At 69.6% G+C, this 25,564-nt stretch carries 25 protein-coding genes and 2 pseudogenes; 17 read left to right on the plus strand and 10 right to left on the minus strand.

Annotation, left to right across the window (positions count from 1 at the left end):
- Positions 1 to 33: 33 nt before the first annotated feature.
- Genes ACZ3H8_RS19585 through ACZ3H8_RS19595 form a run of 3 tightly spaced genes read right to left on the minus strand, consistent with a single transcriptional unit; the run spans position 34 to position 2,500 of the window.
- Complete coding sequence (locus tag ACZ3H8_RS19585) at positions 34 to 1,410, minus strand: cytochrome P450 (protein ID WP_467403450.1); 1,377 nt, start codon at positions 1,408 to 1,410, stop codon at positions 34 to 36.
- 20 nt (positions 1,411 to 1,430) lie between these two features.
- The gene (locus ACZ3H8_RS19590; protein WP_467403452.1) at positions 1,431 to 1,667 is read right to left on the minus strand and encodes a DUF397 domain-containing protein; all 237 of its coding nucleotides are present in this window, start codon (positions 1,665 to 1,667) and stop codon (positions 1,431 to 1,433) included.
- A complete protein-coding gene (locus ACZ3H8_RS19595; RefSeq protein ID WP_467403454.1) occupies positions 1,664 to 2,500 on the minus strand; it encodes a helix-turn-helix domain-containing protein in 837 nt (278 codons plus the stop codon). Before ACZ3H8_RS19595 ends, ACZ3H8_RS19590 begins: the two co-directional genes overlap by 4 nt.
- 157 nt (positions 2,501 to 2,657) lie before the next feature.
- Here ACZ3H8_RS19595 and ACZ3H8_RS19600 point away from each other — a divergent pair, with 157 nt between their 5' ends.
- Complete coding sequence (locus tag ACZ3H8_RS19600; protein ID WP_467403456.1) at positions 2,658 to 3,065, plus strand: hypothetical protein; 408 nt, start codon at positions 2,658 to 2,660, stop codon at positions 3,063 to 3,065.
- A gap of 372 nt (positions 3,066 to 3,437) precedes the next feature.
- Positions 3,438 to 3,534, plus strand: a pseudogene (locus tag ACZ3H8_RS19605) (hypothetical protein); the annotation flags it as partial.
- A 786-nt stretch (positions 3,535 to 4,320) separates the two neighbouring features.
- Here the strand turns inward: ACZ3H8_RS19605 and ACZ3H8_RS19610 are convergent.
- Positions 4,321 to 4,651 (minus strand): annotated as a pseudogene (locus tag ACZ3H8_RS19610) (tyrosine-type recombinase/integrase); the annotation flags it as partial.
- 58 nt (positions 4,652 to 4,709) lie between these two features.
- Here ACZ3H8_RS19610 and ACZ3H8_RS19615 point away from each other — a divergent pair.
- Complete coding sequence (locus ACZ3H8_RS19615; protein WP_467404071.1) at positions 4,710 to 4,832, plus strand: hypothetical protein; 123 nt, start codon at positions 4,710 to 4,712, stop codon at positions 4,830 to 4,832.
- A gap of 374 nt (positions 4,833 to 5,206) precedes the next feature.
- Positions 5,207 to 6,526 carry a S1 family peptidase gene (locus tag ACZ3H8_RS19620; protein ID WP_467403457.1) on the plus strand — a complete coding sequence of 440 codons (1,320 nt, stop codon included), beginning with the start codon at positions 5,207 to 5,209 and terminating at the stop codon, positions 6,524 to 6,526.
- Positions 6,527 to 6,530: 4 nt separating this feature from the next.
- Here ACZ3H8_RS19620 and ACZ3H8_RS19625 read toward each other — a convergent pair whose 3' ends face one another.
- Positions 6,531 to 8,183 carry a serine/threonine-protein kinase gene (locus ACZ3H8_RS19625; RefSeq protein WP_467403460.1) on the minus strand — a complete coding sequence of 551 codons (1,653 nt, stop codon included), beginning with the start codon at positions 8,181 to 8,183 and terminating at the stop codon, positions 6,531 to 6,533.
- 147 nt (positions 8,184 to 8,330) lie between these two features.
- Between ACZ3H8_RS19625 and ACZ3H8_RS19630 the strand changes: the two genes are divergently transcribed.
- Positions 8,331 to 8,528 carry a hypothetical protein gene (locus tag ACZ3H8_RS19630; RefSeq protein WP_467403462.1) on the plus strand — a complete coding sequence of 66 codons (198 nt, stop codon included), beginning with the start codon at positions 8,331 to 8,333 and terminating at the stop codon, positions 8,526 to 8,528.
- On the opposite strand, the gene ACZ3H8_RS19635 is transcribed toward ACZ3H8_RS19630, so the two are convergent.
- Together ACZ3H8_RS19635 and ACZ3H8_RS19640 are read right to left on the minus strand one after the other, a co-directional pair.
- Positions 8,488 to 8,970, minus strand: a complete 483-nt coding sequence (locus ACZ3H8_RS19635; RefSeq protein WP_467403463.1) for a MarR family winged helix-turn-helix transcriptional regulator — start codon at positions 8,968 to 8,970, stop codon at positions 8,488 to 8,490. The two genes, ACZ3H8_RS19630 and ACZ3H8_RS19635, sit on opposite strands and share 41 nt — an antisense overlap.
- 8 nt (positions 8,971 to 8,978) lie before the next feature.
- Positions 8,979 to 9,569 (minus strand): type 1 glutamine amidotransferase family protein, encoded by a 591-nt coding sequence (locus ACZ3H8_RS19640; RefSeq protein ID WP_467403465.1) that lies wholly within the window; start codon positions 9,567 to 9,569, stop codon positions 8,979 to 8,981.
- A gap of 168 nt (positions 9,570 to 9,737) precedes the next feature.
- On the opposite strand from ACZ3H8_RS19640, the gene ACZ3H8_RS19645 reads away from it, so the two are divergent.
- Positions 9,738 to 11,093, plus strand: coding sequence for an aminotransferase class III-fold pyridoxal phosphate-dependent enzyme (locus tag ACZ3H8_RS19645; protein ID WP_467403468.1), 1,356 nt, complete (start codon positions 9,738 to 9,740; stop codon positions 11,091 to 11,093).
- A 289-nt stretch (positions 11,094 to 11,382) separates the two neighbouring features.
- Here ACZ3H8_RS19645 and ACZ3H8_RS19650 read toward each other — a convergent pair whose 3' ends face one another.
- Positions 11,383 to 12,315 (minus strand): NADP-dependent oxidoreductase, encoded by a 933-nt coding sequence (locus ACZ3H8_RS19650; protein WP_467403470.1) that lies wholly within the window; start codon positions 12,313 to 12,315, stop codon positions 11,383 to 11,385.
- Positions 12,316 to 12,420: 105 nt separating this feature from the next.
- On the opposite strand from ACZ3H8_RS19650, the gene ACZ3H8_RS19655 reads away from it, so the two are divergent.
- On the plus strand, positions 12,421 to 13,455 hold the full coding sequence (locus tag ACZ3H8_RS19655) for a GlxA family transcriptional regulator (protein WP_467403472.1): 1,035 nt from the start codon (positions 12,421 to 12,423) through the stop codon (positions 13,453 to 13,455).
- On the opposite strand, the gene ACZ3H8_RS19660 is transcribed toward ACZ3H8_RS19655, so the two are convergent.
- The gene (locus ACZ3H8_RS19660) at positions 13,435 to 13,881 is read right to left on the minus strand and encodes a hypothetical protein (protein ID WP_467403474.1); all 447 of its coding nucleotides are present in this window, start codon (positions 13,879 to 13,881) and stop codon (positions 13,435 to 13,437) included. The genes ACZ3H8_RS19655 and ACZ3H8_RS19660 overlap by 21 nt on opposite strands.
- Before the next feature lie 156 nt (positions 13,882 to 14,037).
- Between ACZ3H8_RS19660 and ACZ3H8_RS19665 the strand changes: the two genes are divergently transcribed.
- From ACZ3H8_RS19665 to ACZ3H8_RS19680, 4 genes are all read left to right on the plus strand, one after another.
- Positions 14,038 to 14,727 carry a GntR family transcriptional regulator gene (locus tag ACZ3H8_RS19665; protein ID WP_467403477.1) on the plus strand — a complete coding sequence of 230 codons (690 nt, stop codon included), beginning with the start codon at positions 14,038 to 14,040 and terminating at the stop codon, positions 14,725 to 14,727.
- Positions 14,724 to 17,150 (plus strand): dolichyl-phosphate beta-glucosyltransferase, encoded by a 2,427-nt coding sequence (locus ACZ3H8_RS19670; RefSeq protein WP_467403478.1) that lies wholly within the window; start codon positions 14,724 to 14,726, stop codon positions 17,148 to 17,150. Before ACZ3H8_RS19665 ends, ACZ3H8_RS19670 begins: the two co-directional genes overlap by 4 nt.
- 90 nt (positions 17,151 to 17,240) lie before the next feature.
- Positions 17,241 to 17,891 carry a hypothetical protein gene (locus ACZ3H8_RS19675; RefSeq protein ID WP_215097229.1) on the plus strand — a complete coding sequence of 217 codons (651 nt, stop codon included), beginning with the start codon at positions 17,241 to 17,243 and terminating at the stop codon, positions 17,889 to 17,891.
- Positions 17,892 to 17,986: 95 nt separating this feature from the next.
- Positions 17,987 to 18,964 (plus strand): class I SAM-dependent methyltransferase, encoded by a 978-nt coding sequence (locus tag ACZ3H8_RS19680; RefSeq protein WP_467403481.1) that lies wholly within the window; start codon positions 17,987 to 17,989, stop codon positions 18,962 to 18,964.
- A 298-nt stretch (positions 18,965 to 19,262) separates the two neighbouring features.
- Here the strand turns inward: ACZ3H8_RS19680 and ACZ3H8_RS19685 are convergent, their stop codons facing one another.
- A complete protein-coding gene (locus ACZ3H8_RS19685; protein WP_467403484.1) occupies positions 19,263 to 20,015 on the minus strand; it encodes an SLATT domain-containing protein in 753 nt (250 codons plus the stop codon).
- Between the two features lie 273 nt (positions 20,016 to 20,288).
- On the opposite strand from ACZ3H8_RS19685, the gene ACZ3H8_RS19690 reads away from it, so the two are divergent.
- The 6 genes from ACZ3H8_RS19690 (at position 20,289) to ACZ3H8_RS19715 (ending at position 25,398) form a co-directional block, all read left to right on the plus strand.
- Positions 20,289 to 20,624, plus strand: coding sequence for a YbaB/EbfC family nucleoid-associated protein (locus tag ACZ3H8_RS19690; RefSeq protein WP_215097232.1), 336 nt, complete (start codon positions 20,289 to 20,291; stop codon positions 20,622 to 20,624).
- A gap of 54 nt (positions 20,625 to 20,678) precedes the next feature.
- The gene (recR, locus tag ACZ3H8_RS19695; protein ID WP_389187619.1) at positions 20,679 to 21,278 is read left to right on the plus strand and encodes a recombination mediator RecR; all 600 of its coding nucleotides are present in this window, start codon (positions 20,679 to 20,681) and stop codon (positions 21,276 to 21,278) included.
- The gene (locus ACZ3H8_RS19700; RefSeq protein WP_467403485.1) at positions 21,271 to 21,930 is read left to right on the plus strand and encodes a DUF5063 domain-containing protein; all 660 of its coding nucleotides are present in this window, start codon (positions 21,271 to 21,273) and stop codon (positions 21,928 to 21,930) included. Before recR ends, ACZ3H8_RS19700 begins: the two co-directional genes overlap by 8 nt.
- Before the next feature lie 154 nt (positions 21,931 to 22,084).
- Entirely contained in the window at positions 22,085 to 22,432 is a 348-nt protein-coding gene (locus ACZ3H8_RS19705) for a hypothetical protein (protein ID WP_398990622.1), read from the plus strand.
- Between the two features lie 93 nt (positions 22,433 to 22,525).
- Positions 22,526 to 23,191, plus strand: coding sequence for an ABC transporter ATP-binding protein (locus ACZ3H8_RS19710; RefSeq protein ID WP_467403488.1), 666 nt, complete (start codon positions 22,526 to 22,528; stop codon positions 23,189 to 23,191).
- Entirely contained in the window at positions 23,188 to 25,398 is a 2,211-nt protein-coding gene (locus ACZ3H8_RS19715) for an ABC transporter permease (protein ID WP_467403490.1), read from the plus strand. Before ACZ3H8_RS19710 ends, ACZ3H8_RS19715 begins: the two co-directional genes overlap by 4 nt.
- The last annotated feature ends 166 nt before the right edge of the window (positions 25,399 to 25,564 follow it).

A 25,564-nucleotide genomic window follows, 5' to 3' on the forward strand; every position in this document is an offset into this window, starting at 1 on the left:
CACGCCCGGGCCCCGCGTCTCTGCGTCTCCGCGTCAGGCGGACGCCCCGTCCACACGGCGCAGCGCGCACCGCGCCGGGCCCGCCGCGCGCAGGGTGATGCCCGTGTCGACCGGGACATCGACGTCGACCGCGTCCAGCTCGTACTCCCGCAGGATCATCGCCAGCGCCAGCACCGACTCCAGCATCGAGAAGTGCTGACCGATACACGCCCGCGGCCCGCCGCCGAACGGGAACCACGCATACCGCGGCCGCTCCTTCTCCCGCTCCGGCGTGAACCGTTCCGGGTCGAAGCGCTCCGGATCGTCCCAGTACCCCGGATGCCGGTGCGTCACCCAGGGCGCGACGATCACATCCGCGCCGGCCGGGATCGTGTGCCCGCCGATCTCCGCCGCTGCGACCGCCTGACGGCCGATGACCGGGCCCGCCGGATAGAGCCGCATCGCCTCCTTCAGCACCTGCGTCAGATACGGGAGTGCGTCGAGATCCGCGGCGCCCGGGGTCCGTCCGTTCAGTACGCGTACGACCTCGTCCCGCGCCCGCGCCTGCTGCTCGGGGTGGCGGGCCAGCAGATGCAGCGCGAACGCGAGCGACGTGGCCGTCGTCTCATGCCCGGCGAGCAGGAATATCAGCACCTGGTCGCGGATCTCGGACGCGTCGAGGGAGCCGTCCTCCGCGCTCTCGGCCTGGGAGAGGAGCGTCAGCAGATCCTCGCCCTGTGCCGCGTCCCCCTCCGCCCGCCGCTTTTCGATGATCCCGTCGCACACCGCGAATAGATCTTCCATCGCGGCGGCGGCCCGCCGGTTGGCGGGAGTGGGCCAGCTGCGCGGGAAGTTGGCGGGGGAGTAGCCGCGGGTAAGCGTGTACTCGCCGATGATCGGGAAACAGCGCTGCACGACGTCGACCGCCGCCTCGACGTCCGTGCCGAACAGGATGCGGGCAACCGCCCGTAGAGTGAGCCGGGTCGTTTCGTCGACGACGTCGACCGTGGCGTTGGGGGCGGTGCGCCAGGAGGAGAGCAGGGCCGAGGTCTCGGCGGTGACGGCGTCGGCGTAGCCGTCGACCCGGCGGCGGGTGAACAGCGGCTGCACGAGCCGCCGCTGCCGGAGGTAGTCGTCGTCCTGGCTGGTCAGCAGGCCGTTGCCGAACGACTCCCGGACCTCCTGATAAAAGGCGTTGTCCTTGCGGAAGTTGGCCGATTCCGTCGCCAGCACCTGCTGTGCGCCCTCCGCGGAGAACACCGCGTACAGCTCGGCCCGCAGCCCGGGCGGGCCCGCGGTGATCCTGACAACGTCGCCGTGCTCGCGCTGTGCGTTGAGGAAAGTGCCGAGCGAGTCCCGCTTCAGCTCGAACATCGAGCCTAGCAACGGCAGACCCGCCGGACCCGGTACCGCTGTGCCCGTTATCGTCATGGCTCCTCCTACGTACGGATTCAGCTCGCCCAGTCGACGAAGTTCGCCCAGGTGGTGGGGGTGACGGCGAAGGTGGGGCCGTCGGCCTGCTTGGAGTCGCGGATGTGGATGGTGTGGGGGCAGGCGGCGACCTCGACGCAGTCGCCACCGCTTGAGCTGCTGTACGAGGACTTACGCCAGTCGAAGGCCACTTCGATGCACTCGCCGCCACTGTCGTCGCTGTAGCTCGACTTGAACCATCGGAGGCTGCTGCTCATTGCTGATCTCCTGCCAACCGCTCGATGAGACCCAGTGATTCACGGGGATCCAGGGCCTGTGCACGGATCCTCGCATACCGCTGGGAGTACGTACTCACCTTTGCGGGGTCCTTGATCAGCAGGCTCTCGCCCTGGATCTCCAGATACACCAGGTGGTCGTGTTCCGGGGTCTCTAGCAGAGTCAACCCGCCACGTGCCCCTGCGTACTCACCGCTCAGCCCGCAGTCCAGCGGTAACACCTGAAGCGTCACATTGCGCCGCCGCGCGCACTCCGCAAGGCGCTGCATCTGGCCCCGCATGACATCCTCGCTGCCGATCGTCCTGCGCAGAACGGACTCCTCCAACACGAGCTCGATCAGCGCCACCGGCTCCCGCTCGAACAGTGCCCTGCGCGCCATCCGAGCCTCAACCAGCTCCTCCACCCGCCCCTCGGACAGCGGCGGGTATCCGCCCCCGATCAGCGCCCGCGCATACTCCTCCGTCTGGAACAGCCCGTGCACGACGAGCGTCGCGTACAGACACAGCCCCACCGCCTTCTGCTCCAGCAACGCGTAGTTCTTGAACTGGGCCGGGTACTTGTCCAGCCGTACGTGTGTCCTCGCCTCCTCGAAGATCCCCGTCCCACCCCCCAGCACCCTCTCCAGCTCCACCAGCATCTGGTCGCTCGCGGGCTGCGCGCACGTCTCCATCGCGCTCACCGCCGCGCCCGTGAAGCCGATTTCGTTGCCCAGCTGTTCCTGTGTCCATCCCTTCTGCACCCGCATATTGCGCGCCACATTCGCCACCAGACGCGTCGCCGGACCCGCCGTTTCCTTGTTCTCCGCACGTGCCATTTACGATCACCGCTTCGACTCAACCGGACTCAACCGGTCTCAACCAGACCCGTCCGAATTCGACCCGCGTTAGAAGGAGTTCGAGCAGGGCAACGTATGTCTGACCCCCTCCTCGCGGTCATGGAAAACGCTAGCCAAGGTCACCCAGACTGTCCTTGTGGATACGCAAAGTCGCCAACTAAACCTCGATTGGATTCCGGCTTCCGGATTCCAGCTCCGCAAGGCCGGCGTGCAATTCGACGCCGTACGCGTCGACGACGAGGACGGCCGTCGTCTCGCCGACCTCCTGGAGCAGCTGACCGGCGGTGACCCCGGGCCCGTCGTCGTCGAGGCGTCCGGGCGGCGGTCGGTCTACTTCCTCGTACCGGCAGGAACTACCTCCCACCGGCCCTGGCCGCGTGGCGTGACCCGGCTCAACTCAGGGCCCGCGAACGTCAGTTACATTCCCGTGCCCGCCCTCCGCGGCCGCACCTGGCCGCTGTCCTGGCGCTTCCCACCGACCACGGCGGACCGGTTCGTACACCCGCTGCTCCTGCGCAACGCCGCGTCAGCGCTGCTCAGCTGACCCCGACGGGGCATCCTGCGCGATCCGATTCCGACGCGGGGTGAACAGGACGGCGGGGCGGTACGTACTGAGGTGTGGGGGCCCCTGGTTTCAGGGGCCCACGGGCTTGTGGCGCGATGTCGAGTACCGGAGCTGCTGCAACGCGAGCTGGGCTGAGCCGTCCGACGAGGGGCTCAGCCCAGCTTCGTGTACGTGATCGGCTTGCTGCCCGAGGCCAGGAAGGCCTCAGCAGCTCCACCTATCCTCCTGTTGTGCATCCCGGCGTCCGAGCCATGAAGTTGGGATCACCTGGCTACCCGCGCGGGGTGAGCATGCGCATGAAGAGGTTGGCGGTCGCAGTCTGGATGTGCTGGTTGACATGGCCGGGCTCGCAAGCACGCTCGCACCTACAACCTCACCGTCGACGACCTCCACACGTACTATGTGCTGGCGGGGGCCACGCCGGTCCTGGTTCACAATTCAAGTTGCCCGTCATTTAATACGGGTAAGCCGATTAGTGGACCCCTTCCGGATGCCGGGCAGACGTCTCTCTATGCGCTCGTTCACCCGCAGACCGGGAAAATGCTGAAATGGGGAATTTCAAAGAATCCGGTTGGCAGGTACAAGAATTCCGAATACGAAAACGGAACGCGAATGGTGATCGTCAAGAACTATGACTCCAGGCGGGACGCCTTCGATGCCGAGTGGTATATGACACAAAGGCATCCCGGCCCGTTGAACCTGGAGCCCCATCGAGGGTCTGTGTCTCCGACGCAGTCCTGGGAGAAGGATCTCCAGTATGTTACTGGCGGTCGATTCTTTTCGGATCGGGACGGAGGGTAAATGATGTCCTTACCTTGGAGGTTGGAGGCAACGTGTCATCTGGTGCCGCTTCATATTCCGTCGAATCGGAGAATGGTGAATCATTCGAGGGACTCTCTGAAGATCTGCTGTTTGAATTGATCGAGGAGTTGAATTATCCGGACAATTCGTTCCTGACGGTCGAGTCTCGCGATTCTCATAGCCAGTGGTATGTAGTCGTTACGCTGGATTCGGATGGACGATTCGAAGTGGAGTACCGAAACCCGCAGCGACGCGAGCATCGGGTCGTGTCAGGGGGTACGCCATCAAGAATCGCGAATGATGTGACGATCTGGGTTGCCGCAGTCGTATAAAGTAGGGGCAGTCGGCGATAGCCCCGGCCGATACCCGAATCAATTCACGAAGCCCCGCCGGGGTTATTTCCGGCGGGGCTTCTGGGGTGTTGACGGCGACGTCAGCGCACGGCTGCTGTGGCGGGTGGGTCGTCAGCGTCGTAGGTGCCTGCTCTGAGTGCGTCGTTGAGTGTGTCGATGGCCTGGCGTTGGAGACGGACGTGGGCGTAGACGCTGGCGGTGACACCGATGTGGGCGTGGCCGAGAAGTTTCTTGATGACGACGAGGTCGACGCCTTGTTCCAGGAGCAGGGCGGCGGTCGAGTGGCGCAGGTCGTAGAAGCGGATGCGGCAGAGCCCGGCCCGGCCGAGGAGTCGGCCGAAGCGGCGGCTGAGGTTGGCAGGGCCGATGGGTCTGCCAGTCGGGGGTGAAGACGAAGCCGCTGTCCATCCATCCCGGCGCCCCAGTTGTCCGGAACCGCCTGGCCGTCGACTATGCCGCCAACGAGGTCGTGGTCCACGCCGACAGCACCGTCTCCGCCGCCGAGTGGTCACGCATGTCCGAGGTCGCAAAGGGCATTGGCGGGTCCGCACGCAGGGCACCTTCCTCACCCGGGTCGACGGTGCCACCCTGATCTCCGCGAACGGACCGACAGCAGTGTCCTGGGTCTCACACCTCGGAACTCTCGTCCCGGGACTGATGTTGATCGTGGGCAGCCGGTGAGCAGGTGGTGCTTCGAGCCGACCCGGCCCCCGGTCGACCGGCGGCCATGTGGATCCCCCTTCTCGGGTTCTCACGTGGCCGGAGGCCGATGGCCGCCTGCGACCAGTCGAGCCGTGAGGCCGCGTTCAGCTCGGCCAGCTCCTCGTGCATCCGCTCCTTCTCCTCAACGTCGCGTCCACACTCCTCAGTTGAACGGGACAGTGAAGCCGCACGTATGGAGATGGGGCATTGTTTCCGGGCCCCATGGCAGTGGTACGCCTTTCCGTTACGACCTTGGGGCCGCGTATGAGGCACGCACGACGCAAACTCCAGCGGATCGCGCGGCTGGCGGCCGTCGGCGGACTGGTCTGCGGCGGGCTGATGGTCTCGAGCGCGATGGCGGGCGAACCGCCGGACCCGTCCGCCGATCCGGTCACCAGTCTGGTCTCGCGGCTCGGCGCCTCCCGTACCGCAGGGAGTTGGATGGGCGCCGACGGGCGCCCGGTCGTCGCAGTCACCGACGTGGACGCGGCGGACGAGGTACGGGAGGCGGGGGCGCGCGCCGAAGTCGTGCGCTACAGCATGGGGGAACTCCGCTCGGCCACCGAGGCCCTGAGTGCGGCGCCCCGGGTGACCGGTACCGCTTGGGCGGTGGACTACGCGTCCAACAGGGTCATGGTGCGCGCCGACAGCACCGTCTCCGCCGACGACTGGTCGCGTATGTCCGGCGTCGCCGAGGGCATCGGCGGTTCCGTCCAGATGGAACGGACCGAGGGCACGTTCACCACCAGGGTGAACGGCGGTGTCCCGGTCTTCTCCGGCGACGGCCGCTGCACCGTGGGCTTCAACGTGACCGACGGCCAGAACACCTTCATACTCACGGCCGGGCACTGCGGCCCCGTCGGCACCACCTGGTTCCAGGACCGGCAGGGCGACCAGCTGGTCGGTACCACGACGAACGGCTCCTTCCCGGGCGCTGACTTCTCCCTTGTGCGGTACGAGGGTGGCAACCCACCCGACGGAGCCAACATCGTGGGCATCGGCGGTGGCCGGGCGGTGCGGATCGTCGGCGCGGCCGATCCTGTCGTCGGTCAGCGCGTCTTCCGCAACGGCAGCACCACGGGGTTCCGCTCCGGAGAGGTGACCGCGTTGAACGCGACGGTGAACTACCCCGAGGGCACGGTCACCGGCCTGATCGAGACCACGGTCTGCGCCGAGCCCGGAGACAGCGGGGGCCCGCTGTTCTCGGAGGGTCTGGCGCTCGGCGTGACCTCGGGCGGCAACGGGGACTGCACCACCGGCGGTACGACGTTCTTCCAGCCGGCGACCAAGGCGCTGGAGGCCCTCGGGGTGAGCCTGTCGCTCGGCGATCCGGGTTCCGGTGGCGGGGGCGGCCCGGCCGACCCCGCCCCATCGGCGGCCGGAGCCGTCCCGCCGGGGTCGCCCGGGTCTTCGGGGGTGGCAGACGGATCGAGGAGGATCACCGGGATCACGGACTTCGGAAGTCTCGGCTCCGGGCTGGTCGTCATCGGCGCGAGTCTGGTCGGACTGGTGGGCGCCCGCTGGATTCTGTCGGCCCAGGAGCGGCGGAACTTCCGGAACTTCTACAGCGCGAGCTGGGGCTGAGGTCTCAGCCCTGCTTCGTGTACGTGATCGGCTGCCCGCCCGAGCCCACCAGCTCGCGGACGATCGTCGTGTCGTCGGGCATGTCCAGGCGGCTCCACTGGCCCGGTGAGCACTGCTTCGGGTCGCCGAACGTGACCTGGGTCGGGCCGAGTTCGAGGGGCGGGCCCGGGGCACGGAGGGTGGCCGACCAGCGGCAGTCGTAGTTCGGGCCGGTGCCCGACAGGGTCATGACCGTCTCGCCCGTTGTCCCCTGGGTGATCGTCATGACGCGGGTGTTGGTGCCGTCGGCGGTGTCGAAGGAGCCCTGCCAGGTGCCGACGTACTCCTGCGGGACGCTGCCGTCCTGGGTCGGGGGTGGGGACGATGACGTACTCGGGCCGGGTGTCGCCGAGGTGGCCGGTGCCGAGGTCGTCGGTCCCGGCTTGGGATCGTCGGCGGCCTTCTTCTTGCCGATGTCGCCCAAGAACGCGTAGACCGAGGTGCCTGCCGCGACCGCGACGAGCAGGGCGACGGCGACGAGGGCGACGGTGCCGCGGCGCCGCGGGGGCGCGGGGGCAGGGAGTGTGGGGAAGTGCGGGGCGGGACCCTGCTGCTGGGGGTAGCCGTAACCGGGCTGCTGGGGGGAGCCGTAGGTGTAGTTGTTGTGCCTGTACGCCATGGGCAGGGGCGGCGGGGGTGTGGGCATCCGCACGGGCGGCTTCGGGGCGTCCACGCTCACCGAGGTCATCGTCGGCGGCTGCTGCGCCGGTGCCGCGGGGGGCTGTTCCACCTCCAGCAACTGGACCGCGTGGCGGCCGAGTTGGGCGATCAGCGAGCCGGGCAGCCAGGGCTCGGGGTCCGCGTCGGAGGCCGTGCTTTCCAGGATCTGCTCGATCGTCGGGCGGGCCTCGGGGTCCTTGTCGAGGCAGTCCCGTACGAGATCCAGCAGGCTCTCGGGGAGGTCCGCCAGATCCGGCTCCTCCTGCGCGATGCGGAACATCAGCGCGTGCACGCCGCTGTCCGCCGAGCCGAAGGGGAGCCGGCCGGTCGCCGCGTACGCGAGGACCGAGCCGAGGCAGAAGATGTCGCATGCGGCACTCACGCGGTCGCCGCGTACCTGCTCGGGGGCCATGAAGCCGGGGGAGCCGACGAGCGCGCCGGTGCGGGTCAGGCCACCGTCGGTGACCGTTTCCAGGGCGCGTGCGATGCCGAAGTCGATGACGCGGGGGCCGTCGATGGTGATCAGGATGTTGGACGGCTTGAGGTCGCGGTGGATGAGGTCGGCCGCGTGGATGTTCTGCAGGGCGTGCGCGAGGCCGTAGGCGAGTTTGCGGACCGAGCGCTCGGGGAGCGGGCCGTGGTCGCCCGAGACGACGGTGTGCAGGGCGGGCCCGGCGATGTAGCCGGTGGCGACCCAGGGGATCGGGGCCTCTGTGTCGGCGTCCAGGACGGGGGCGGTCCACTCGCCGCCGACCCGCAGCGCGGCGCGTACCTCCTGACGGAAGCGGCTGCGGAACTCCTCCTGCTCCGCGAGTTCCTGGCGTACGAGCTTGACGGCGACCGTGCGGCCGCGGTCGGAACGGGCGAGGAAGACCTGGCCCATGCCGCCCGCGCCGAGGCGGGCCAACAGGCGGTACTCGCCGATGCGCTGTGGATCCCCTGGTGCCAGCTGCTCCATCGCCGCGCGCCTTCCCCCCGGTACCGCTTCTGTTGGACGGACCGAGGATAGTGCGCCATCAGCCGGTGCCTTATAGGCCAGGATCTGACCTACTCGCCGCCTACCGTCGGCCCTACGAGCCCGACCCCCGTACGCGAGGAGACTGTCATGGCCGTCAAGCCGGTTCCCGAGGGCTGCACCAGCGTCACGGGTGCGGGACCGTTCGGGAACCTGTACTGGATCCAGACGCATATCGAGGATGTGAACGAGGAGGAGATGGAACGGCGGCTTGGGGACCCGGCGTTCACAAAGGCGATGGACTACGTCACGAGCGCGGACTTCTTTCCGGGGACTCCTCGCCGCTGATGGTGTCCAGGGCCTTGGACAACTGCTCCAGGACTCTGACCGTCTCGGCGAACTGCTCGGTGCCGAGGGCGGATTCGAGGCGGCCGGCCAGCCACGCATGACCGGGGTCGATCTTCCCGATCGCCGCGCGCCCCTCGTCGGTGGCGTGGAGCAGCTTGGCCCGGCGGTGGGCCGGGTTGGGGCCGTACGCCGCGAGGCCCTGCTCGACCATGATGTCGGCGATGCGCTGCACGCTCTGGCGGGTGATCCCCATCGTCCGGGCGATGCCGGCGACGGTCTGGGGCTCGCGCAGCACGGCTCCGAGTACCTGCCACCGGGCCGCGGTCAGTCCGGCCTCCCTCGCCAACTCGTCGGAGACGGTCAGGAATTGGCCGTTCAGCCGGAAGACGCCCAGCGCCGTCCGGGTGAGCAGCTCCTGCGGGTGGGTCTCGGGACGGCTCATGCTCCGAGTCATCCTTCGAGGATCTCGTACGCGGAGGCGTCCGAGTCGTGGAAGAGCCGGTACCAGGCGTCCAGCTTCTCGCCCTCGTACACACCGAGCCGAGCGAAGACCTCGCGGGCGAAGGCGACGGGCTCGGTGGGTCCCGCGGTGATCAGGTCGCCGTCGGTGACGGCGTCCGTGTCGCGGTAGTGCTCACCGCCCTTGTAGCCGGTGGCGTCGAGGTAGAAGGAGACGGCGCTGGTGTGCTCGCGATCGTCGAGCAGCCCCTCGCGGGCGAGCCCGGCGGTGGCCCCGCAGATGGCGGCGACGGGCACCCCGGCATCGAGGAACTCGCGCGCCTTGCCGGCGAAGGGGGCGAGGTCGTCGCCGGTGTCCCAGAGGTTCGCGCCGGTGAGGATGAGGAGAGCGCTGTCCTCGGGGCGGAGATCGGTGAGCGCGAGGTCGGGCTGGATGCGGATGCCGCCCATGGTGGTGACGGGGTCGGTGGTGGGGCCGACGGTCTTGACCGCGAAGCCGTTCTGGGTGAGGTGGGCGGTGGTGTGGCCGGTCTCCCAGTCGGCGTAGGTGTTGTAGACGGCGAGATGAACGGTGCGGTTCATGGTGGCCTCCCGGTTGGATGACAGCAGTCTGTCGTGTCGACAGCATGCTGTCAATATCCCTGGGTGGGCTCACGGGGCTCCCCACCCGACAACCTGCCCAGCAAAGTGGCCCAAGCCATACACCGTGGCCATGTCCGCCCCCAGCTGCGCGTCTCTACCCTGAAGCCCATGACCCCTCATCCCGACCCCCAGGCCGGCGCTGCCGTGAAGGCCGCAGACCGTGCGCATGTGTTTCATTCCTGGTCCGCCCAGGGCCTGATCGACCCGCTCGCCGTCGCCGGTGCCGAGGGCTCGTACTTCTGGGACTACGACGGGAACCGCTATCTCGACTTCACCAGCGGCCTCGTCTACACCAACATCGGCTACCAGCACCCCAAGGTCGTCGCCGCGATCCAGGAGCAGGCCGGCAGGCTCACCACCTTCGCGCCCGCGTTCGCCGTCGAGGCGCGTTCCGAGGCCGCACGTCTCATCGCCGAGCGCACCCCCGGCGACCTCGACAAGATCTTCTTCACCAACGGCGGCGCCGAGGCCATCGAGCACGCCATCCGGATGGCCCGTCTGCACACGGGCCGTCCGAAGGTCCTGAGCACCTACCGCTCGTACCACGGCGGCACCGCCACCGCGGTCAACGTCACCGGCGACCCGCGCCGCTGGGCCTCCGACAACGGCACCTCCGGCGTCGTGCACTTCTGGGGGCCGTTCCTCTACCGCTCGCCGTTCTACGCGACGACCGAGGCCGAGGAGTGCGAGCGCGCGCTCCGGCACCTGGAGGACACCATCGCCTTCGAAGGTCCGGCGACCATCGCCGCGATCATCCTGGAGACGATCCCCGGGACCGCCGGGATCATGACGCCGCCGCCCGGCTACCTCGCGGGCGTACGCGAGATCTGCGACCGGTACGGGATTGTCTTCGTACTCGACGAGGTCATGGCGGGCTTCGGGCGCACCGGCAAGTGGTTCGCCGCCGAACACTTCGATGTGGCGCCCGACCTGCTGACCTTCGCCAAGGGCGTCAACTCCGGTTACGTGCCCCTCGGCGGCGTCGCGATCAGTCAGAAGATCGCCGCGACCTTCGAGACCCGCCCCTACCCGGGCGGACTCACCTACTCCGGCCACCCCCTCGCCTGCGCCGCCGCCGTCGCCACGATCAACGTGATGGCGGAGGAGAAGGTCGTCGAGAACGCGGCCCACATCGGTGAGACGGTGCTCGGCCCGGGCCTGCGGGAGCTCGCCGAGCGGCACCCGAGCGTCGGCGAGGTGCGCGGCACGGGCGTGTTCTGGGCGCTGGACCTGGTCAAGGACCGGGAGACGCGCGAGCCGCTGGTGCCGTACAACGCGACGGGCGCGGCGAACGCCCCGATGGCCGCGTTTGCGGCCGCGTGCAAGAAGAACGGCCTGTGGCCCTTCGTCAACATGAACCGTACGCACACGGTGCCGCCCTGCAATGTCACCGAGGCGGAGGCGAAGGAGGGCCTGGCGGCGCTGGACGCGGCGCTGTCGGTCGCCGACGAGCACGCGGCGTAGCTCGGCCGGGGCTCCGCCCCCGGACCCCGCGCCTCAATCGCCGGCGGGGCTGGTTTTCGGGGCTCCGCCCCGGCCCCCGCGACTCAAACGCCGGCGAGGCTTGTTTCGGGGCTCCGCCCCGGGCCCCGCTCCTCAAACGCCGGAGAGGCTTGATTTCGCGTCCGGGACCGCTCCTCAATTTGCCGGACGGGCTCCATTGGAGCCCGTCCGGCGATTGAGGACACGCGCGAAGCGCGTACGGGGTCTGGGGGCTTGCCCCCGGTTCGGGAAGGGGCGGGCTGGGGAACAGCTACGCCACCGTGAGGACGATCTTGCCGGTCGTACGGCCCGCCTCGCCGATCTCGTGTGCCTTCCCCGCCTCTTCCAGCGGCAGCACCGTGTCGACGTGCACGCGTAGCTTCCCCGCCTCGATCAGCGCCGCGATCTCCTTTAGACCGCCGTTGTCGGGCTCCACCATGGTGAACCCGGCGCGCAGGCCCTGCTGTTCGGCCACGGCCGCCAGCGACGCCTCGGCCGGGGACGCGATCGAGACGACGATGCCGCCCGGGCGCAGAGTCCGCAGCGAGCGCGGACCGTACTCGCCGCCGATCGTGTCGAGTACGACGTCGATGTCGTGGGCGGCCGTGACGAAGTCGGTCTGCGTGTAGTCGATGACCTCGTCCGCGCCGAGGCCGCGCAGGAAGTCGTGCTTGGGCGAGCGCGCCGTGCCGATGACATACGCGCCGTGGGCCTTCGCGATCTGGACGGCGAGATGGCCGACCCCGCCCGCCGCCGCGTGGACGAGGACCCGCTGACCGGGGCGTACATCGGCGGTGTCCACCAGGGACTGCCAGGCGGTGAGCCCGGCGAGGGGGAGCGCGGCGGCCTCCACGTGGGAGATCCCGGCGGGCTTGTGAGCCAGATGGCGCGAGGGCGAGGTGATGAACTCCGCGTATGTGCCCCCCGGTTGGGGCAGCCGCGGCATGCCGAACACCTCGTCGCCCGGCCGGTACATCGTCACGCCCAGGCCGACTTCCTCCACCACGCCCGAGACGTCCCAGCCGAGCGGGATCGGCTGCTCGCCCAGCAGGCCGCCGGTCGAACGGTGCCACCAGTCGGTCGGGTTGACGCCGGCCGCGTGCACCCGGACGAGGACCTCGGAGAACCCGGGCTCGGGTCTGTCGATCTCGACGACTTTGAGGACTTCGGGTCCGCCGAGGGTGTCCTGGCCGATGGCGCGCATGGTCCCAGCTCCTTGGGGTTGTCTGTCGGTGTGTACGGACAACCCTGCGGGAGACGACCACGCCCTTCGAGTGGCCGGATGGTCAGGGTGTGCAAGGATCTGGCCATGCATCGTGTCGTTGTACTCGCGCTCGACGGCGTCTATCCCTTCGAAATGACCATTCCCGTCCGGATCTTCGACACCGTGGAGGGAGCGGACGGCGAGCGGCTCTACGAGGTGATCACCTGCAGCCTCGACGGCGGTCCCATCCGCACCAGCGCCGACTTCTCCGTCACCGTCGCCCACGCGGCCGACGTGCTGGCGACCGCGGACACCCTGGTGATCCCGCCCTTCGCCTGTGGCCCTGACGAGCAGCGGGACTGGCTGCCCGAACCGCTCGCAGAGGCGTTCGCCCGGCTGCGGCCCGGCACCCGGATGGTGTCGATCTGCACCGCCTCGTACGTCCTCGCCGCCGCCGGGTTCCTCGACGGCCGCCCGGCGACCACGCACTGGAACGAGGCCGCGCGCTTCCAGCGGATGTTCCCGCAGGTCAAGGTCGATCCGGGCGTGCTGTTCGTCGACGACGGCGATGTGCTCACCGCGGCGGGTGTCGCCGCGGGCGTCGACCTGTGCCTGCATCTCGTACGCCGCGACCACGGCAGCGAGGTCGCCAACCGGGTGGCGCGGCTGTGCGTCGTACCGCCGTGGCGGGAGGGCGGCCAGGCGCAGTTCATCGACCGCCCGGTGCCGGAGCCGTCGGCGGCGACCACGGCGGCGACCCGTGCCTGGGCGCTCGGGGAGCTCGGACGGCCGCTCACGCTCGGGGAGTTGGCCGCGCATGCGCGGATGAGCGTGCGGACGTTCTCGCGGCGGTTCCGGGACGAGGTGGGGATGACGCCGGGGCAGTGGCTGACGCAGCAGCGCGTCGAGCATGCGCGCAGGCTGCTGGAGACGACGGACTGGCCGGTGGACCGGGTCGCGGGGGAGGCGGGGTTCGGGACGGCGGCGTCGCTGCGGCAGCACATGGCGGCGACCACTGGGGTGTCGCCGATGACGTACCGCCAGACGTTTCGCGCGCAGGTCTCGCCCAGCAAGGATGGCCGGGGCCGTCCGGCGGCAGTTTTGTCTTCAACCTTGTCCTCAACGGCCGGACGGGCTTGAGCCTGCCGGTTCCACCTCCAGGAAGCGGCGGTTGCGGGGGCCGCGGTACAGCAGTGCCTCCCAGCCCAGGGCCGTCAGCTTGGAGGCGCACTCCGTGAGCTTCGTCTCCTCCTCCTGGGGCGCGCCGCTGCCCGGCGGGCCCAGCCAGTCCACGCAGACCATGCGCGGGCTGTCGGCGGCGCGTACGCGATAGCCCGTCGCCGTCCGGGTGCCCGAGGCGTCCAGGGCAGACGGCGGGATGCCCGCGGCCTCCAGGGACAGGGCGACCGCGCGCACCATCTGGTTGAGCTCCCAGGCGGCGGGGGCGGTGCCGGTGACGCGGCGGATCTGGAGCAGGCCGTCGAACGCGGTCCGCACCTCTGCGGCCCGGTCGCGGTCGCGCAGAACCTCGCTGTCGCCGGTGGCCGGCTCGAAGACATGAGCCATGGCCGCCACAGTAGCGGCCACGGCCCAGGTCGCCGCGGCCGTCGCCGTGTTCAAGGCCACAGCCGCGCCCGCGCCGTCCAATCCGTATGCCCCTCACCCGGTTCGTAACCTCTGGCCTATCGTGTCCGGGACCCCCCGGCGAAGGAGAAGGCCACGATGCGCGGTACCGACAGCAGTACCGCTGTCACCCGCAACACCCTGCGGCGACAGATCGCGGACGCGCTGCGTGACGAGGTTCTGGCGGGGCGTCTGCAGCCCGGACAGGAGTTCACCGTCAAGCAGATCGCCGAGCAGTACGGCGTTTCCGCGACGCCCGTCCGCGAAGCCCTCGTGGACCTCTCCGCCCAGGGACTGCTCGACTCCGACGAGCACCGGGGCTTCAAGGTGCACCAGTTCTCGGTCGAGGACTACCGCGGCATGATCGAGGCCCGCTCCCTGATCGTGGACGGTGTCTTCCGTCACATCGCCAAGCGCCGCCCCAAGCGCGGCCCCGGCGTCCACGGCAAGGCACTCGTGTCCGTACGCCGCCGGGCCGAGGAGGCCGCCCGCGCGGCCCGCAGCGGGGACCTGGACATACTCATCGGCTACGACCTGCGCTTCTGGCGCGAGCTCAGCGCGGTCGTCGCCAATCGCTACATATCCGACTTCCTGCACCGGCTGCGCGTCCAGGCCTGGGTGTTCGCCGTCCCCTATCTGCGCGCCGACCCCGAGCTGCGGGACTGGCTGTGGAGCGGCCACGAGGACCTGGTGGACGCCGTCGCGCTCGGCGACGCCGACAAAGCGCGCATGGTCATCGACTCGTACAATGACCATGGGCTCGCCTGGGCGGATCGACTGGAGCGGTGAGCGTGGATCTGAGCGTTGTCGTCCCGGCGTACAACGAGGAAGAGCGGCTGGGTCCCACCCTTGACGCCATCTGCGCGCATCTGCGGGGGGAGCCGGGCCGCTGGGGCGACTGGGAGCTGATCGTCGTCGACGACGGCTCCACCGACGGCACCGCCAAGATCGCAAAGGCTGCCGCGGCCGAGGAGCCGCGCATCCAGGTCGTCTCCGGCGACGGCAACCACGGCAAGGGCAGCGCCCTGCGCCTGGGCGTGCTCGCCTCGTACGGCCGACGCGTCCTGATCACCGACGCCGACCTCGCGACGCCCATCGAGGAGCTCGACCGCCTCGACAAGCAGCTCGCGGCGGAGGACGGCGCGGCGGCGATCGGCTCGCGCGCGCACCCCGACTCCCGTATCGAGGTGCACCAGCGGCGTTCGCGGGAATGGCTCGGCCGGATGGGCAACCGCCTCATACGCGCCGTCGCGGTGCCCGGCATCCACGACACCCAGTGCGGCTTCAAACTCTTCGACGGCGACAAGGCGCGCGCGGCTTTCGCCGACTCGCGGCTCGACGGGTGGGGGATCGACGTCGAGATACTGCGGTTCTTCCGGCGCGAGGGCTGGCCGGTCACGGAGGTCCCGGTGCGCTGGTCGCACCAGGCGGGCTCCAAGGTCAGACCGCTGGACTACGGCAAGGTGCTGCTGGAACTCGTCAGGCTGCGGGCACGTGCCGTACGTCCCGTCGACCTCGCCGTCACCGGCCTCTTCCTGCTCGCTTCCGTACTGCTCTACAAGGGGCTGTGGACCGACCTCGATCGCGGCTACCTCGCCGACGCGGGCTCGGACCAGAACCAGTGGGAGTGGTTCTTCGCGGTCACCGCCGACAATGTCGTGCATCTGCGGAACCCCCTGTTCACGACCTTGCAGGGGTATCCCGACGGCGTGAATCTGATGGCGAACACCGTCATGCTCGGGCTCTCCGTCCCGCTCACGCCCGTCACGCTGCTGTTGGGCCCGACCGTCACCTGGGCGCTGGTGCTCACGCTGGGACTGACGGCGACGGCGACGGCCTGGTACTGGCTGATCGCCCGGCGGCTGACGACGAACCGGTGGGCGGCCGCGCTCGGCGGCGCCTTCGCCGCCTTCGCGCCGCCGATGATCTCGCACGGCAACGCGCACCCCAACTTCCTTGTGCTGTTCATGATTCCGGTGATCATCGACCGGGCGCTGCGGCTGTGCGAGGGGCGCAATGTCGTACGCGACGGGGTGCTCCTCGGCCTGTTCGCGACGTATCAGATCTTTCTCGGCGAGGAGCCGCTGCTGCTCGCGTCGATGGGCATGCTGCTCTTCGCGCTCTCGTACGCGCTCGTGCGCCGCGATGTGGCGCGGACGGCCTGGCGGCCGCTGCTGCGCGGGCTCGCCGTCGCCGCGGGCGTCTGTCTGCCGCTGGTCGCCTTCCCGCTGGGCTGGCAGTTCTTCGGCCCGCAGAGCTATACGAGCGTGCTGCACGGCGACAACATGGGCAACAGCCCGCTCGCCTTCCTGGACTTCGCGGGCCGCTCGCTGATGGGATCGGACGAGAGCGCGGACCCGCTGGCGTTCAACCGCACCGAGCAGAACGCTTTCTTCGGCTGGCCACTGATCGCGCTGGCGGCGGCGATCGTGGTGCGGCTGTGGCGGGTTGCGCTGGTCAAGGCGCTTGCCTTTACGGGGGTGGCGGCGGCGTTCCTCTCGCTCGGCCCGAAGTTCCGCATCCCGTACACCGACATCGTGCTCACCGGCCCGTGGCGGGCGCTGGCCCATCAGCCGCTGTTCGAATCGGTCATCGAGTCGCGGGTGGCGCTGATCTGTGCCCCGGTGCTGGGCGTGCTGATCGCGCTGGCGGTCGACCGGCTGCTGGCCACCCGGGAGCGGGTGAACCGGGCGGTGGGTCTGGCGGCGGTGGCCGCGGCACTGCTGCCTGTGCTGCCGACGCCGTATCCGGTGCGGGAGCGTGCGGAGATCCCGGCGTTCGTCACGGAAGGGATGTACAGCGCATATCTTTCCGAGGGCGAATCGGTGGTCACGGTGCCGCTGCCCTCCCCCGGCAACGCGGAGGCCCTGCACTGGCAGTCGGCCACCGGGCTCGACTTCCCGGTGGCCGGCGGCTACTTCAACGGGCCGTGGGGCCCGGAGCGCATGGGCATCTACGGCGCGACGCCGCGGCACACCTCCAACCTCTTCAACGATGTGCGCAGCAGCGGGCGGGTCCCGGTGATCGGCCCCAACTGGCAGGCGCAGGCGCGCGGCGATCTGGCGGCGTGGCGGGCGGGTGTGGTGGTGCTGGCGCCGCAGTACAACGACGTGGCCCTGCATGAGACGGTGGAGAAACTGCTCGGCCGGCCGGGCAAGCGTGTGGGCGGCATGTGGGTATGGGATGTGGGGGCGGAGCGCGTGCGGGGCTGACCGGCACCCTTCGCTGAATGTACCTGGGGCACTACGCTGTCCCGACCATCGCACGAAAGCGTTCGTACCCCTTGGAGAGCGAGCCTTCCCTTGGCCTGTGACCTGTGGCTGGTCCCACTCGTCGATGTGCTGTGCCACAGCCCCGACAACCCCTTCGCAGAAGAGATCGCGTCCTACGACAAGGCCCTCACCGACGCGGGTCTGCCGACGGTCCCCGTCTTCGCCTATATGCCGGGCCTGTCGGGCGATGTGGCCCCGGTCGCGGGCTTCGACTACGACGCGCTGCACTTCCTGCGGCGCGCGTATCTGCTGCAGCTGTGCGGGCTCGCGGTGACTCCCGTGGACGAACTGGGCGGCGACTACGAGCAGTTGCTGGAGATGTTCGAGTCGACGGCGCAGCAGTCGCACCTTGTGTGGCATTACGACCACGCGGGGGCGTATGTCCCGGTGGACTTCACCTCGCCGCTGTTCAACGACGAACTGCTGGCGGGAGGCGGCCCGTTGGGCTCCACGCAGGGTCTGCTGCGGGAGCTGGAGTATGTCGCGCCGTCGATCGGCATCGACCCGGCGAACCCGCCGGAGGCGCCGCAGCCGCCTGACCGGCCGACTTCGCTGGAGGAGCCGGCGGGGCCGATTCCCTACGACGAGAGTCCGTTCGCGCGGGAGCGGCATGTGTGGCTGGGGCTGCATGCGGCGGCGACACGGAGCCTCGGCCAGGGATCAATGATCATTTTCAGCTGACCCACTGCCGACCCACAGCTGCCGCACATCCGACGCACATCTGCTGAACGCGCGGTCTTAAGCTGCGTGACACCTCGGTCCGGTAGGACCGGTGCATGTCACAGACGAGTACCTCGGCACAGTCCCCCGCGGCGACGATCGCGGGGGAAAGCGCGGACGAGACCGCGGACGAAGCGCTTCCCAGGCCGGCACGTTTCGCGGACGTGAAGGGCTGGTTCTGGCCCGCTGACCAGCTGCTCTTCGACTGGTTCCTGAGCCATCAGCGGGACACGGAACCGGACGGCCGGGGGGACCTGCTGGAGCTCGGCGCGTACCTGGGCAAGAGCGCGATCTTCACGGGGCAGTATCTGCGGGACGGTGAGGAGTTCACGGTCTGCGACCTCTGGGACTCCGAGGCGCCGGACGACCCCAACAGCGCGGAGATGGACCGGTCGTACTCGACGCTGACGCGACGCGCGTTCGAGGCGAACTATCTGTCGTTCCACGACGAGCTGCCCACGCTGGTGCAGGCCCCGACCTCGGTGATCACCTCCCGGGTCCGCGCGGGTAGCTGCCGTTTCGTGCATGTCGACGCGTCGCATCTGTACGAGCATGTACACGGCGACATCGAGGGGGCGAAGGCCCTGCTGCAGCCGGAGGGCATCGTGTCCTTCGACGACTTCCGCGCGGAGCACTGCCCGGGCGTCTCGGCGGCGGTGTGGGGCGCGGTGGCGACGACGGGCCTGAAGCCGATCGTGATCACGGGCACGAAGCTGTACGGCACGTGGGGCGACCCGGGGCCGGTGCGCGAGGCGCTGCTGAGCTGGCTGGAGACGCGTACGGACATGTGGCACGGGGTGGAGGAGGTGGCGGGGGTCCCGCTGATCCGCATCAAGGGCAACAAGGCTCAGTCCCCGGTGCACCCGAAGTCCCGCCACAAGCCGGAGCCCGAGCCCGAGCCGGCCCCCCCTGTTCAGCCCGCCCCGGCGCCCGTTGCCGCGGCTCGGCCCCGCCCTTCCCGCACCCGCCGCCTGGCGAAGGACCTGCTCCCCCCGATCCTGACCCGAGCACTCAGGTCCCGCCGAACCGCGTGACAGCCCTGGGGCTCCGCCCCGGGGAGGCTTATTTCGGGGCTCAGCCCCGGACCCCGCGCCTCAATCGCCGGCGGGGCTGGGTTTCGCGCCCGGGACCGCGCCCTCAACGCCGGCGGGGTTTGAATTTCCCGCCGGTCGGCCTGAGTTTTCAGGCTGACCGGCGGAAATCAAGCCCGTTGGGGGTCCCCCCGGACGAAGTCTGGGGGAGATTGAGGACACGGCCCAAGGCCGTACAGGGTCTGGGGCGGAGCCCCGGTTCGGGAAGGCGCGGGCCGGGGGAGCAAACACCGCGCCCACCTCAGCGCGGCGCCTCCGGAGGCCGCTGCCTCGGCATGTTCGGCCGCGTCCCCGGCGGCAACGGCACCCGCCCCGGCCCCCCCGCCCCGTCCGCCCGCCCCGCGCCCCCCGCGCCGCCGATCCCCATCCTCGTCGGCTGCATCACCAACGGCGCCGGACCCGACCGGAACTCCCCCGCCCAGTCAGCCGTCTCCGACCGCACCAGCTCCGCGACGTCCTCCGAGAACCGCCGCAGCACCCCCAGACACCGCTCCGCCGCCTCGCTCGCCGTGCCCTCCGTCGGGCCCAGCACTTCCCGTACGCTCTCCGACGCCCAGTCGAACTGCAGCGCCAGCAGCCTGCGCTGCACCGCCTGAGCCGTCGCGACGTCCCTTATCCAGCCCGACGTCAGCCCGAAGTACCGGTCGCAAGCCAGGCACGCCGCCCCCAGCAGCAGCGACAGGTACCCCCACCCCGCCGCCCCGTCCAGCACGCCCGCCAGGTCGAGCAGGGGGAGCGCCGCCCCGGCGATCACCCCCAGGGCCGTGCCGAGCCGCAGCACCCGCGCCGTACGCCGCTTCCACACGCGGTCCGCGAGATACCACCGCGCCGTACGCAGCGCGTCCTGTTCGACCCACCTGTACAGCTCGTGGAGGCGCTCCGCCGGCTCACCCCAGTCGCCGAGCGGAAACGGCCTCCCGGCCAGGTCACCGCGCGGCGCCTCGCCCCGTTCCTCCCGGGCCGGCCCCCCGGGCTGCATCTCCGGCTGGCTCACCGGGGCACTCCTCTACGACGTGACGACTGACGTGACACTGCGTGACGTACGGTGCGCGCGTGCATCCTGGTGCGCAACGCTCTTCCTACCGCCGAATGGTGGGCTGTGCGCCGGAAATCCCGGTATTTCCGCCCACACGAGGGTCTTGATCAGGTAGAGGTTTCCCGGTCCACTCACTCGAAAGAGTTGGTCCCCGCCGGGTGGGGCATGGCGCCCGGCAAGCACGTAGGCTCGCCTTACCGAACAATCGTCGTCGAAATGCCAGGAGTGACCGTGATTCCCGGTGGTGGCCAGCCCAATATGCAGGAGCTCCTCCAGCAGGCCCAGAAGATGCAGCAGGATCTCGCGCGGGCCCAGGAAGAGCTTGCGCAGACCGAGGTCGAGGGTCAGGCGGGCGGCGGCCTGGTGAAGGCCACCGTCACCGGCTCCGGCGATCTGCGGGCCCTCGTCATCGACCCCAAGGCCGTCGACCCCGAGGACACCGAGACCCTCGCGGACCTCGTCGTCGCCGCCGTCCAGGCCGCGAACGAGAATGCGCAGCAGCTTCAGCAGCAAAAGCTCGGCCCGCTCGCGCAGGGTCTGGGCGGCATGCCGGGCCTGCCCTTCTAGGACCGAGGCGTACCAACTACCGTACGTACCAGCAGAGAACAGGAAGGCATTCCGTTGTACGAAGGCGTGGTTCAGGACCTCATCGACGAATTGGGCAGGCTGCCCGGCGTCGGTCCCAAGAGCGCGCAGCGGATCGCCTTCCACATCCTCCAGGCCGAGCCGACCGACGTCCGCCGCCTCGCTCACGCCCTCCTCGAGGTGAAGGACAAGGTCCGCTTCTGCGCGGTGTGCGGCAATGTCGCGCAGCAGGAGCTGTGCAACATCTGCCGTGACCCGCGCCGCGACCAGTCGGTCATCTGCGTGGTGGAGGAGCCCAAGGATGTCGTCGCGATCGAGCGGACCCGGGAGTTCCGGGGCCGCTACCACGTACTCGGCGGGGCCATCAGCCCCATCGAGGGCGTCGGCCCCGACGACCTGCGGATCCGTGAGCTGCTGGCCCGCCTCGCGGACGGCACGATCACCGAGCTGATCATCGCCACGGACCCCAATCTGGAGGGCGAAGCCACCGCCACGTATCTGGCGCGCATGATCAAGCCGATGGGACTCAAGGTCACACGGCTGGCCAGCGGTCTGCCCGTGGGGGGAGACTTGGAATACGCCGACGAGGTCACGCTGGGGCGTGCCTTCGAGGGGAGACGACTTCTCGATGTCTGACGCCAATCTGCACGCCGTCAATCAGGACCCGGACAGCTTCGCGGTCCAGATCGCCGACTCGATCGAGTCCTTCATCGTCGCGACCACGGAAGTCGCGAAGGGCGACGAGCCGGACAGCGCGGTGCCCTTCCTGCTGCTGGAGATCTCCCAACTCCTGCTGACGGGCGGCCGGCTGGGCGCGCACGAAGACATCATTCCGGACGAGCGGTACGAACCGGACACCGGTCCCGACGTGGACGTCGACGACCTGCGCGAGCGCTTCGCCGTGCTGCTCGACCCGGTCGACGTCTTCTCCGAGGTCTTCGACCCGTACGAGCCGCGCAAGGCCCCGGTCGCCTCCCGGATCTCCGACAATCTCGCGGACATCGTCACCGACCTGCGCCACGGCCTGGCCCACTACCGTGCGGGCCGCATCAGCGAGGCGCTGTGGTGGTGGCAGTTCTCGTACTTCTCCAACTGGGGCCCGACCGCCTCCGCGACACTGCGCGCCCTGCAGTCGCTGGTCTCCCATGTCCGCCTGGACCAGCCGCTGGAGGAGCTGGACGGCCTGGACACGGACGAGGATCTGACCGAGGAGGCGCTGGCGGAGGAGGCCGGCAGGGTCATGTCGGAGGAGATCGCGGGCCCGCTGGGCCTGCGTACGGCCACCTGACGGGAACGCTTGCCCGAATACGATCTTGAGCTTAAGATCAACAACAACGGGGAGTGCGTGACCACTCGCTCTCCGTTCGGGCGAGGGGGGCGCCACCCTTACCCATGCCCTGTGCCGTATTCGGCCGGGGTTCAAACAGGGGAAGGGATTGCGCATGCAGCGCAAGATTGCCATCAGGACCGCCGCGATTCTCATCGGCGCAGCCGCAGTGATCGGCAGCTCGCCGGCCATGGCGAAGGACCTCGACTCGTACGCCACCGGCGCCCACGCGTGGAGCCACGGCACGAACACCCAGGTCGCGATCCAGGACACCAAGGCAGACGGTGACTCCGTCTACGTGAACTACTTCCGTTCGTCCAGCTCGAGCGACATGAAGACGCTGCACAACAAGAGCGGCAACGGCACGAAGGCGTACAGCCCGACCGGCTCGACGGTCAAGAAGATCCAGGCCTGCCTCTCCCTCGACTGGGAGTCGGACAGCTGTGACTCGTGGCGCTCGTAGTTCTTAGCGCGTAGCACGTCTCAGGTGTGGGACCACTGTCCGCGGCGGTGGTCCCACACCTCTGTCCAGTGAGGAACCATGGCGAGGACGAACATGACTGATCACCCCACCGCGCTCGAGATGACGGCCCTGAACTACTCGATCGGCGGCCGCAGTCTCATGTCCGGCCTCGAACTGCGCCTGAGCGCCGGGGAGTCGGTGTCCGTCATGGGGCCCAGCGGAAGCGGGAAGAGCACGCTCATCTCCTGCGCGCTGGGGCTGTTGAAGCCCGATGACGGCAGCGTCAAGGTCGCGGGGGCGGAGCTCTCCGCACTGAGCAGGCGGCAGCTTGCCGAGCACCGGCGGTCGCACGTCGGCGTGGTCTTCCAATTCGGCGAGCTGCTCCCTGAGTTGACGCCGGTGGAGAATGTGGCGCTCGCCGCGCTGCTCTCCGGGGCTTCCCGGAGTGCCGCCTACGAGGAGGCCGCCGGTCTGCTCCGCGAGCTGGGTGTGCCCGAGTCGAACGCGGCCACCGCGACCCTGTCCGGCGGTGAACGTCAGCGTACGGCTGTGGCCAGGGCGTTGGTGAACAAACCCAAGTTGCTTCTCGCGGACGAGCCCACGGGTGCGCTGGATGCGGCGAACCGCGACAGCGTGGCCGACCTGCTCTTCAGCGTGCCCAGCCGGTGGGACTGCGCGCTGCTCGTGGTCACCCATGACTCCGAGGTGGCCGGACGCGCGGACCGCACCCTCGCGCTGTCGGACGGGAAGCTGCTGTGAGCGCGCGCTCCGAAGGCCGCTCGCTGTGGTGGCAGTTGATCCGCATCGGCTGGGCCGCCGGCCGCTCGGGAACCTCCAGCCGGGTCCGCAATTTGGCACTCGGCTGCGCGGCGCTGGCGATGACGCTCGCGCTGTCGGCCGTGGCGGCGGTACTCGCCACCTACGACGGCCGCGACGCCCGCGCCGCGGCCCGTAGTCCGCAGTTCACTGAATCGGCCAAGGGCCCGGATGCGCGCGCCCTTTGGTCGGACAAGTTCGACGATGTCGAGAACCGTCAGTTCTCCGTCGTCTACATCGAGCCACTGACGGACGACGCGCCCCTTCCGCCCGGTCTCGCCCGCTGGCCCGCGCCCGGTGAGGCCGTGCTGTCCGACGCCCTCTTCGAAGCGGGAGCCGACGAGGGCATTGCCGGCCGTTACGGCAAGGCCGTCGGTTCCATCGACGAGTCCGGGCTGGCGACGCCGGGGGAGCGACTGGCGTACGTACGCCCGTCGGCCGGTGTGCTGGACCGTGCCGCGATGAACCCGATCTCGGGCTACGGGGCCGCGAAACCGGCGGCGCTGGGCGACATGCTCGCGGTCAAGCCGCCTTACATGCTGCTGGTCCTGATGCTCTTCATGCTGATCCTGCCGGTGGGCGCGCTGGCCGTGGCCGCGGCCCGTGCAGGCTCGGACGCCCGCGACCAGCGGACCGCCCTGCTGGGCGTGCTCGGCGGGGGATGGCGAGTACGCAGCGCGCTGAACGTCGGTGAGGCTCTGCTGCCCGCCGCCTGCGGCGCGTTGCTGGGTGCGCTGCTGACCGTTCCCGCGCTGCTGACCGACATCACACTGCCCGGTGTCGCGTACGAGCTGTCGGCGGCCGACGTCCGAGGCTGGTCGTGGGCCGTCGTGGGCTCGGCGATCCCGGCCTTCCTGCTCGTACTCCTCGTTGTCGTCCTGATGCATCCCGCCCAGCACAAGCGCGGCAGGTCGACGCGCCCGCGGCTTTCCTCTTCACGGCTGCCCCGCTGGTGGCCCTATCTCTGCCCGCTCATGCTGCTGCTCGCGGTCCGCGGCCCCGAGCTCGCGCCCGGAGGCGGCCTCCGACTGCTCGTCTACGCCGTCGGTGTCCTCGGTACCGTCGCCACGCTTCCCTCACTCCTGGCCCTGCTGTGCGCCGCCGCCGGGCGTGCGATCGCCGCCGCCGGCCACAAGTACGGCCGCTCGGGCGCCCTGGTCGCGGGCCGCTGGACAGCTGCCTGGCCGGGCACCACGGCCCGGCTGACTTCCGGCGTCATCATCGCCTTCGTCCTGATCGGCCAGGTCCAGCTCTGGCAGAGCCGCAACAGCGGACCGGCCGCCGAAGCCCGCGCCACGCAGGCCCGCGTCGGCAGCAGCGTCGTGGTCGTGGAAACGCCCGAGGACCGGGCCAGGACCCAGGCGTTCCTCCGGGCGCTTCCCGCCGACGCGAACGCCCTGTGGCTGGCCATCGACCACAACAAGGGCACAGCCGAGATCGTGGGCTCATGCCGGGGGCTGACCGAACTGGAGCTCCCCTGCTCGCCCAGGAGCGTGGCGCTCTCTCCCGGGCACCTGGACCCGTGGGTGAGTGAGCTCGCCTACTGGCACACCCCCATGGGTGCCGGAAACGGCCTCAAGGCGCGCGTCGCCGAAGAGCTGCCGAAGGACCCGTCCAGCCAGACACTGCTGCTGGTCGGCGCCGACGGGAAGCAGCTCTCCGTACCCGGCATCAAAACGATCGCCAATGCCCACCTCGGTACATCACCGGCAGTCGGGACGATCGGCAGCAGCTGGCTGAGCGGGGCCAACCTCCTTGCCCTGCAGAGCCGTTGGGTGCTCTTCTTCGGAGCGGCGGGCGTATTGGTGATCGCGGCCTCCATCACCGTCGGAAACCTGGCCGAGTTCCTGCGCTTCGCCCGCCGCATGTCCGCGCTGAGCGTCCTCACCGGACGCCGGACGATCTTCTTCAGCGTGGCGGCCTTCACGCTGCTGCTGCCGCTGGCACTGGCCGGCGTGGTCGGCCTGGGCACACATGTCTGGCTGGCCACTCCGCTGACCAGCGCCGCCGACAGTCTCAGTTTCGAACTGTCCTGGTCCATGCTGTACGCGGCCACGGCGGGAGCCGGAGTGCTGGCGCTGGTGGTGTGGGTCTGGGGTTCGCTGGCGGCCGTCCGGCAGAGTGCGTCGTGGCGCCCCAAGGCGGACTGAGCCGAGCCGCTCATGTTCTGTGACCCGCCTCGTGTTCTGTGACCCGCCCCACACCCGGCGTACCCTGCATCCGCCGGGGCAGGCATGTCCACCGAGCGGCCGTGCCCCCCTCCCGGTGATCACAGAGTGAGCGGGACATCTCACGATGTGATAGCACCGGGCCGGA

This window comes from Streptomyces sp. NPDC002868, from assembly GCF_055563295.1.

Bases quoted from the DNA above. Each gene is read 5' to 3' on its own strand.
- ACZ3H8_RS19625 (WP_467403460.1), bottom strand. From the start codon at position 8,183: ATGGAGCAGCTGGCACCAGGGGATCCACAGCGCATCGGCGAGTACCGC.
- ACZ3H8_RS19660 (WP_467403474.1), bottom strand. From the start codon at position 13,881: ATGGCTCATGTCTTCGAGCCGGCCACCGGCGACAGCGAGGTTCTGCGC.
- ACZ3H8_RS19710 (WP_467403488.1), top strand. From the start codon at position 22,526: ATGACTGATCACCCCACCGCGCTCGAGATGACGGCCCTGAACTACTCG.
- ACZ3H8_RS19650 (WP_467403470.1), bottom strand. From the start codon at position 12,315: ATGCGCGCCATCGGCCAGGACACCCTCGGCGGACCCGAAGTCCTCAAA.
- ACZ3H8_RS19620 (WP_467403457.1), top strand. From the start codon at position 5,207: ATGAGGCACGCACGACGCAAACTCCAGCGGATCGCGCGGCTGGCGGCC.
- ACZ3H8_RS19680 (WP_467403481.1), top strand. From the start codon at position 17,987: ATGTCACAGACGAGTACCTCGGCACAGTCCCCCGCGGCGACGATCGCG.
- ACZ3H8_RS19635 (WP_467403463.1), bottom strand. From the start codon at position 8,970: ATGAGCCGTCCCGAGACCCACCCGCAGGAGCTGCTCACCCGGACGGCG.
- ACZ3H8_RS19645 (WP_467403468.1), top strand. From the start codon at position 9,738: ATGACCCCTCATCCCGACCCCCAGGCCGGCGCTGCCGTGAAGGCCGCA.
- ACZ3H8_RS19640 (WP_467403465.1), bottom strand. From the start codon at position 9,569: ATGAACCGCACCGTTCATCTCGCCGTCTACAACACCTACGCCGACTGG.
- ACZ3H8_RS19630 (WP_467403462.1), top strand. From the start codon at position 8,331: ATGGCCGTCAAGCCGGTTCCCGAGGGCTGCACCAGCGTCACGGGTGCG.
- ACZ3H8_RS19590 (WP_467403452.1), bottom strand. From the start codon at position 1,667: ATGAGCAGCAGCCTCCGATGGTTCAAGTCGAGCTACAGCGACGACAGT.
- ACZ3H8_RS19665 (WP_467403477.1), top strand. From the start codon at position 14,038: ATGCGCGGTACCGACAGCAGTACCGCTGTCACCCGCAACACCCTGCGG.
- ACZ3H8_RS19700 (WP_467403485.1), top strand. From the start codon at position 21,271: ATGTCTGACGCCAATCTGCACGCCGTCAATCAGGACCCGGACAGCTTC.
- ACZ3H8_RS19705 (WP_398990622.1), top strand. From the start codon at position 22,085: ATGCAGCGCAAGATTGCCATCAGGACCGCCGCGATTCTCATCGGCGCA.
- ACZ3H8_RS19595 (WP_467403454.1), bottom strand. From the start codon at position 2,500: ATGGCACGTGCGGAGAACAAGGAAACGGCGGGTCCGGCGACGCGTCTG.
- ACZ3H8_RS19655 (WP_467403472.1), top strand. From the start codon at position 12,421: ATGCATCGTGTCGTTGTACTCGCGCTCGACGGCGTCTATCCCTTCGAA.
- ACZ3H8_RS19585 (WP_467403450.1), bottom strand. From the start codon at position 1,410: ATGACGATAACGGGCACAGCGGTACCGGGTCCGGCGGGTCTGCCGTTG.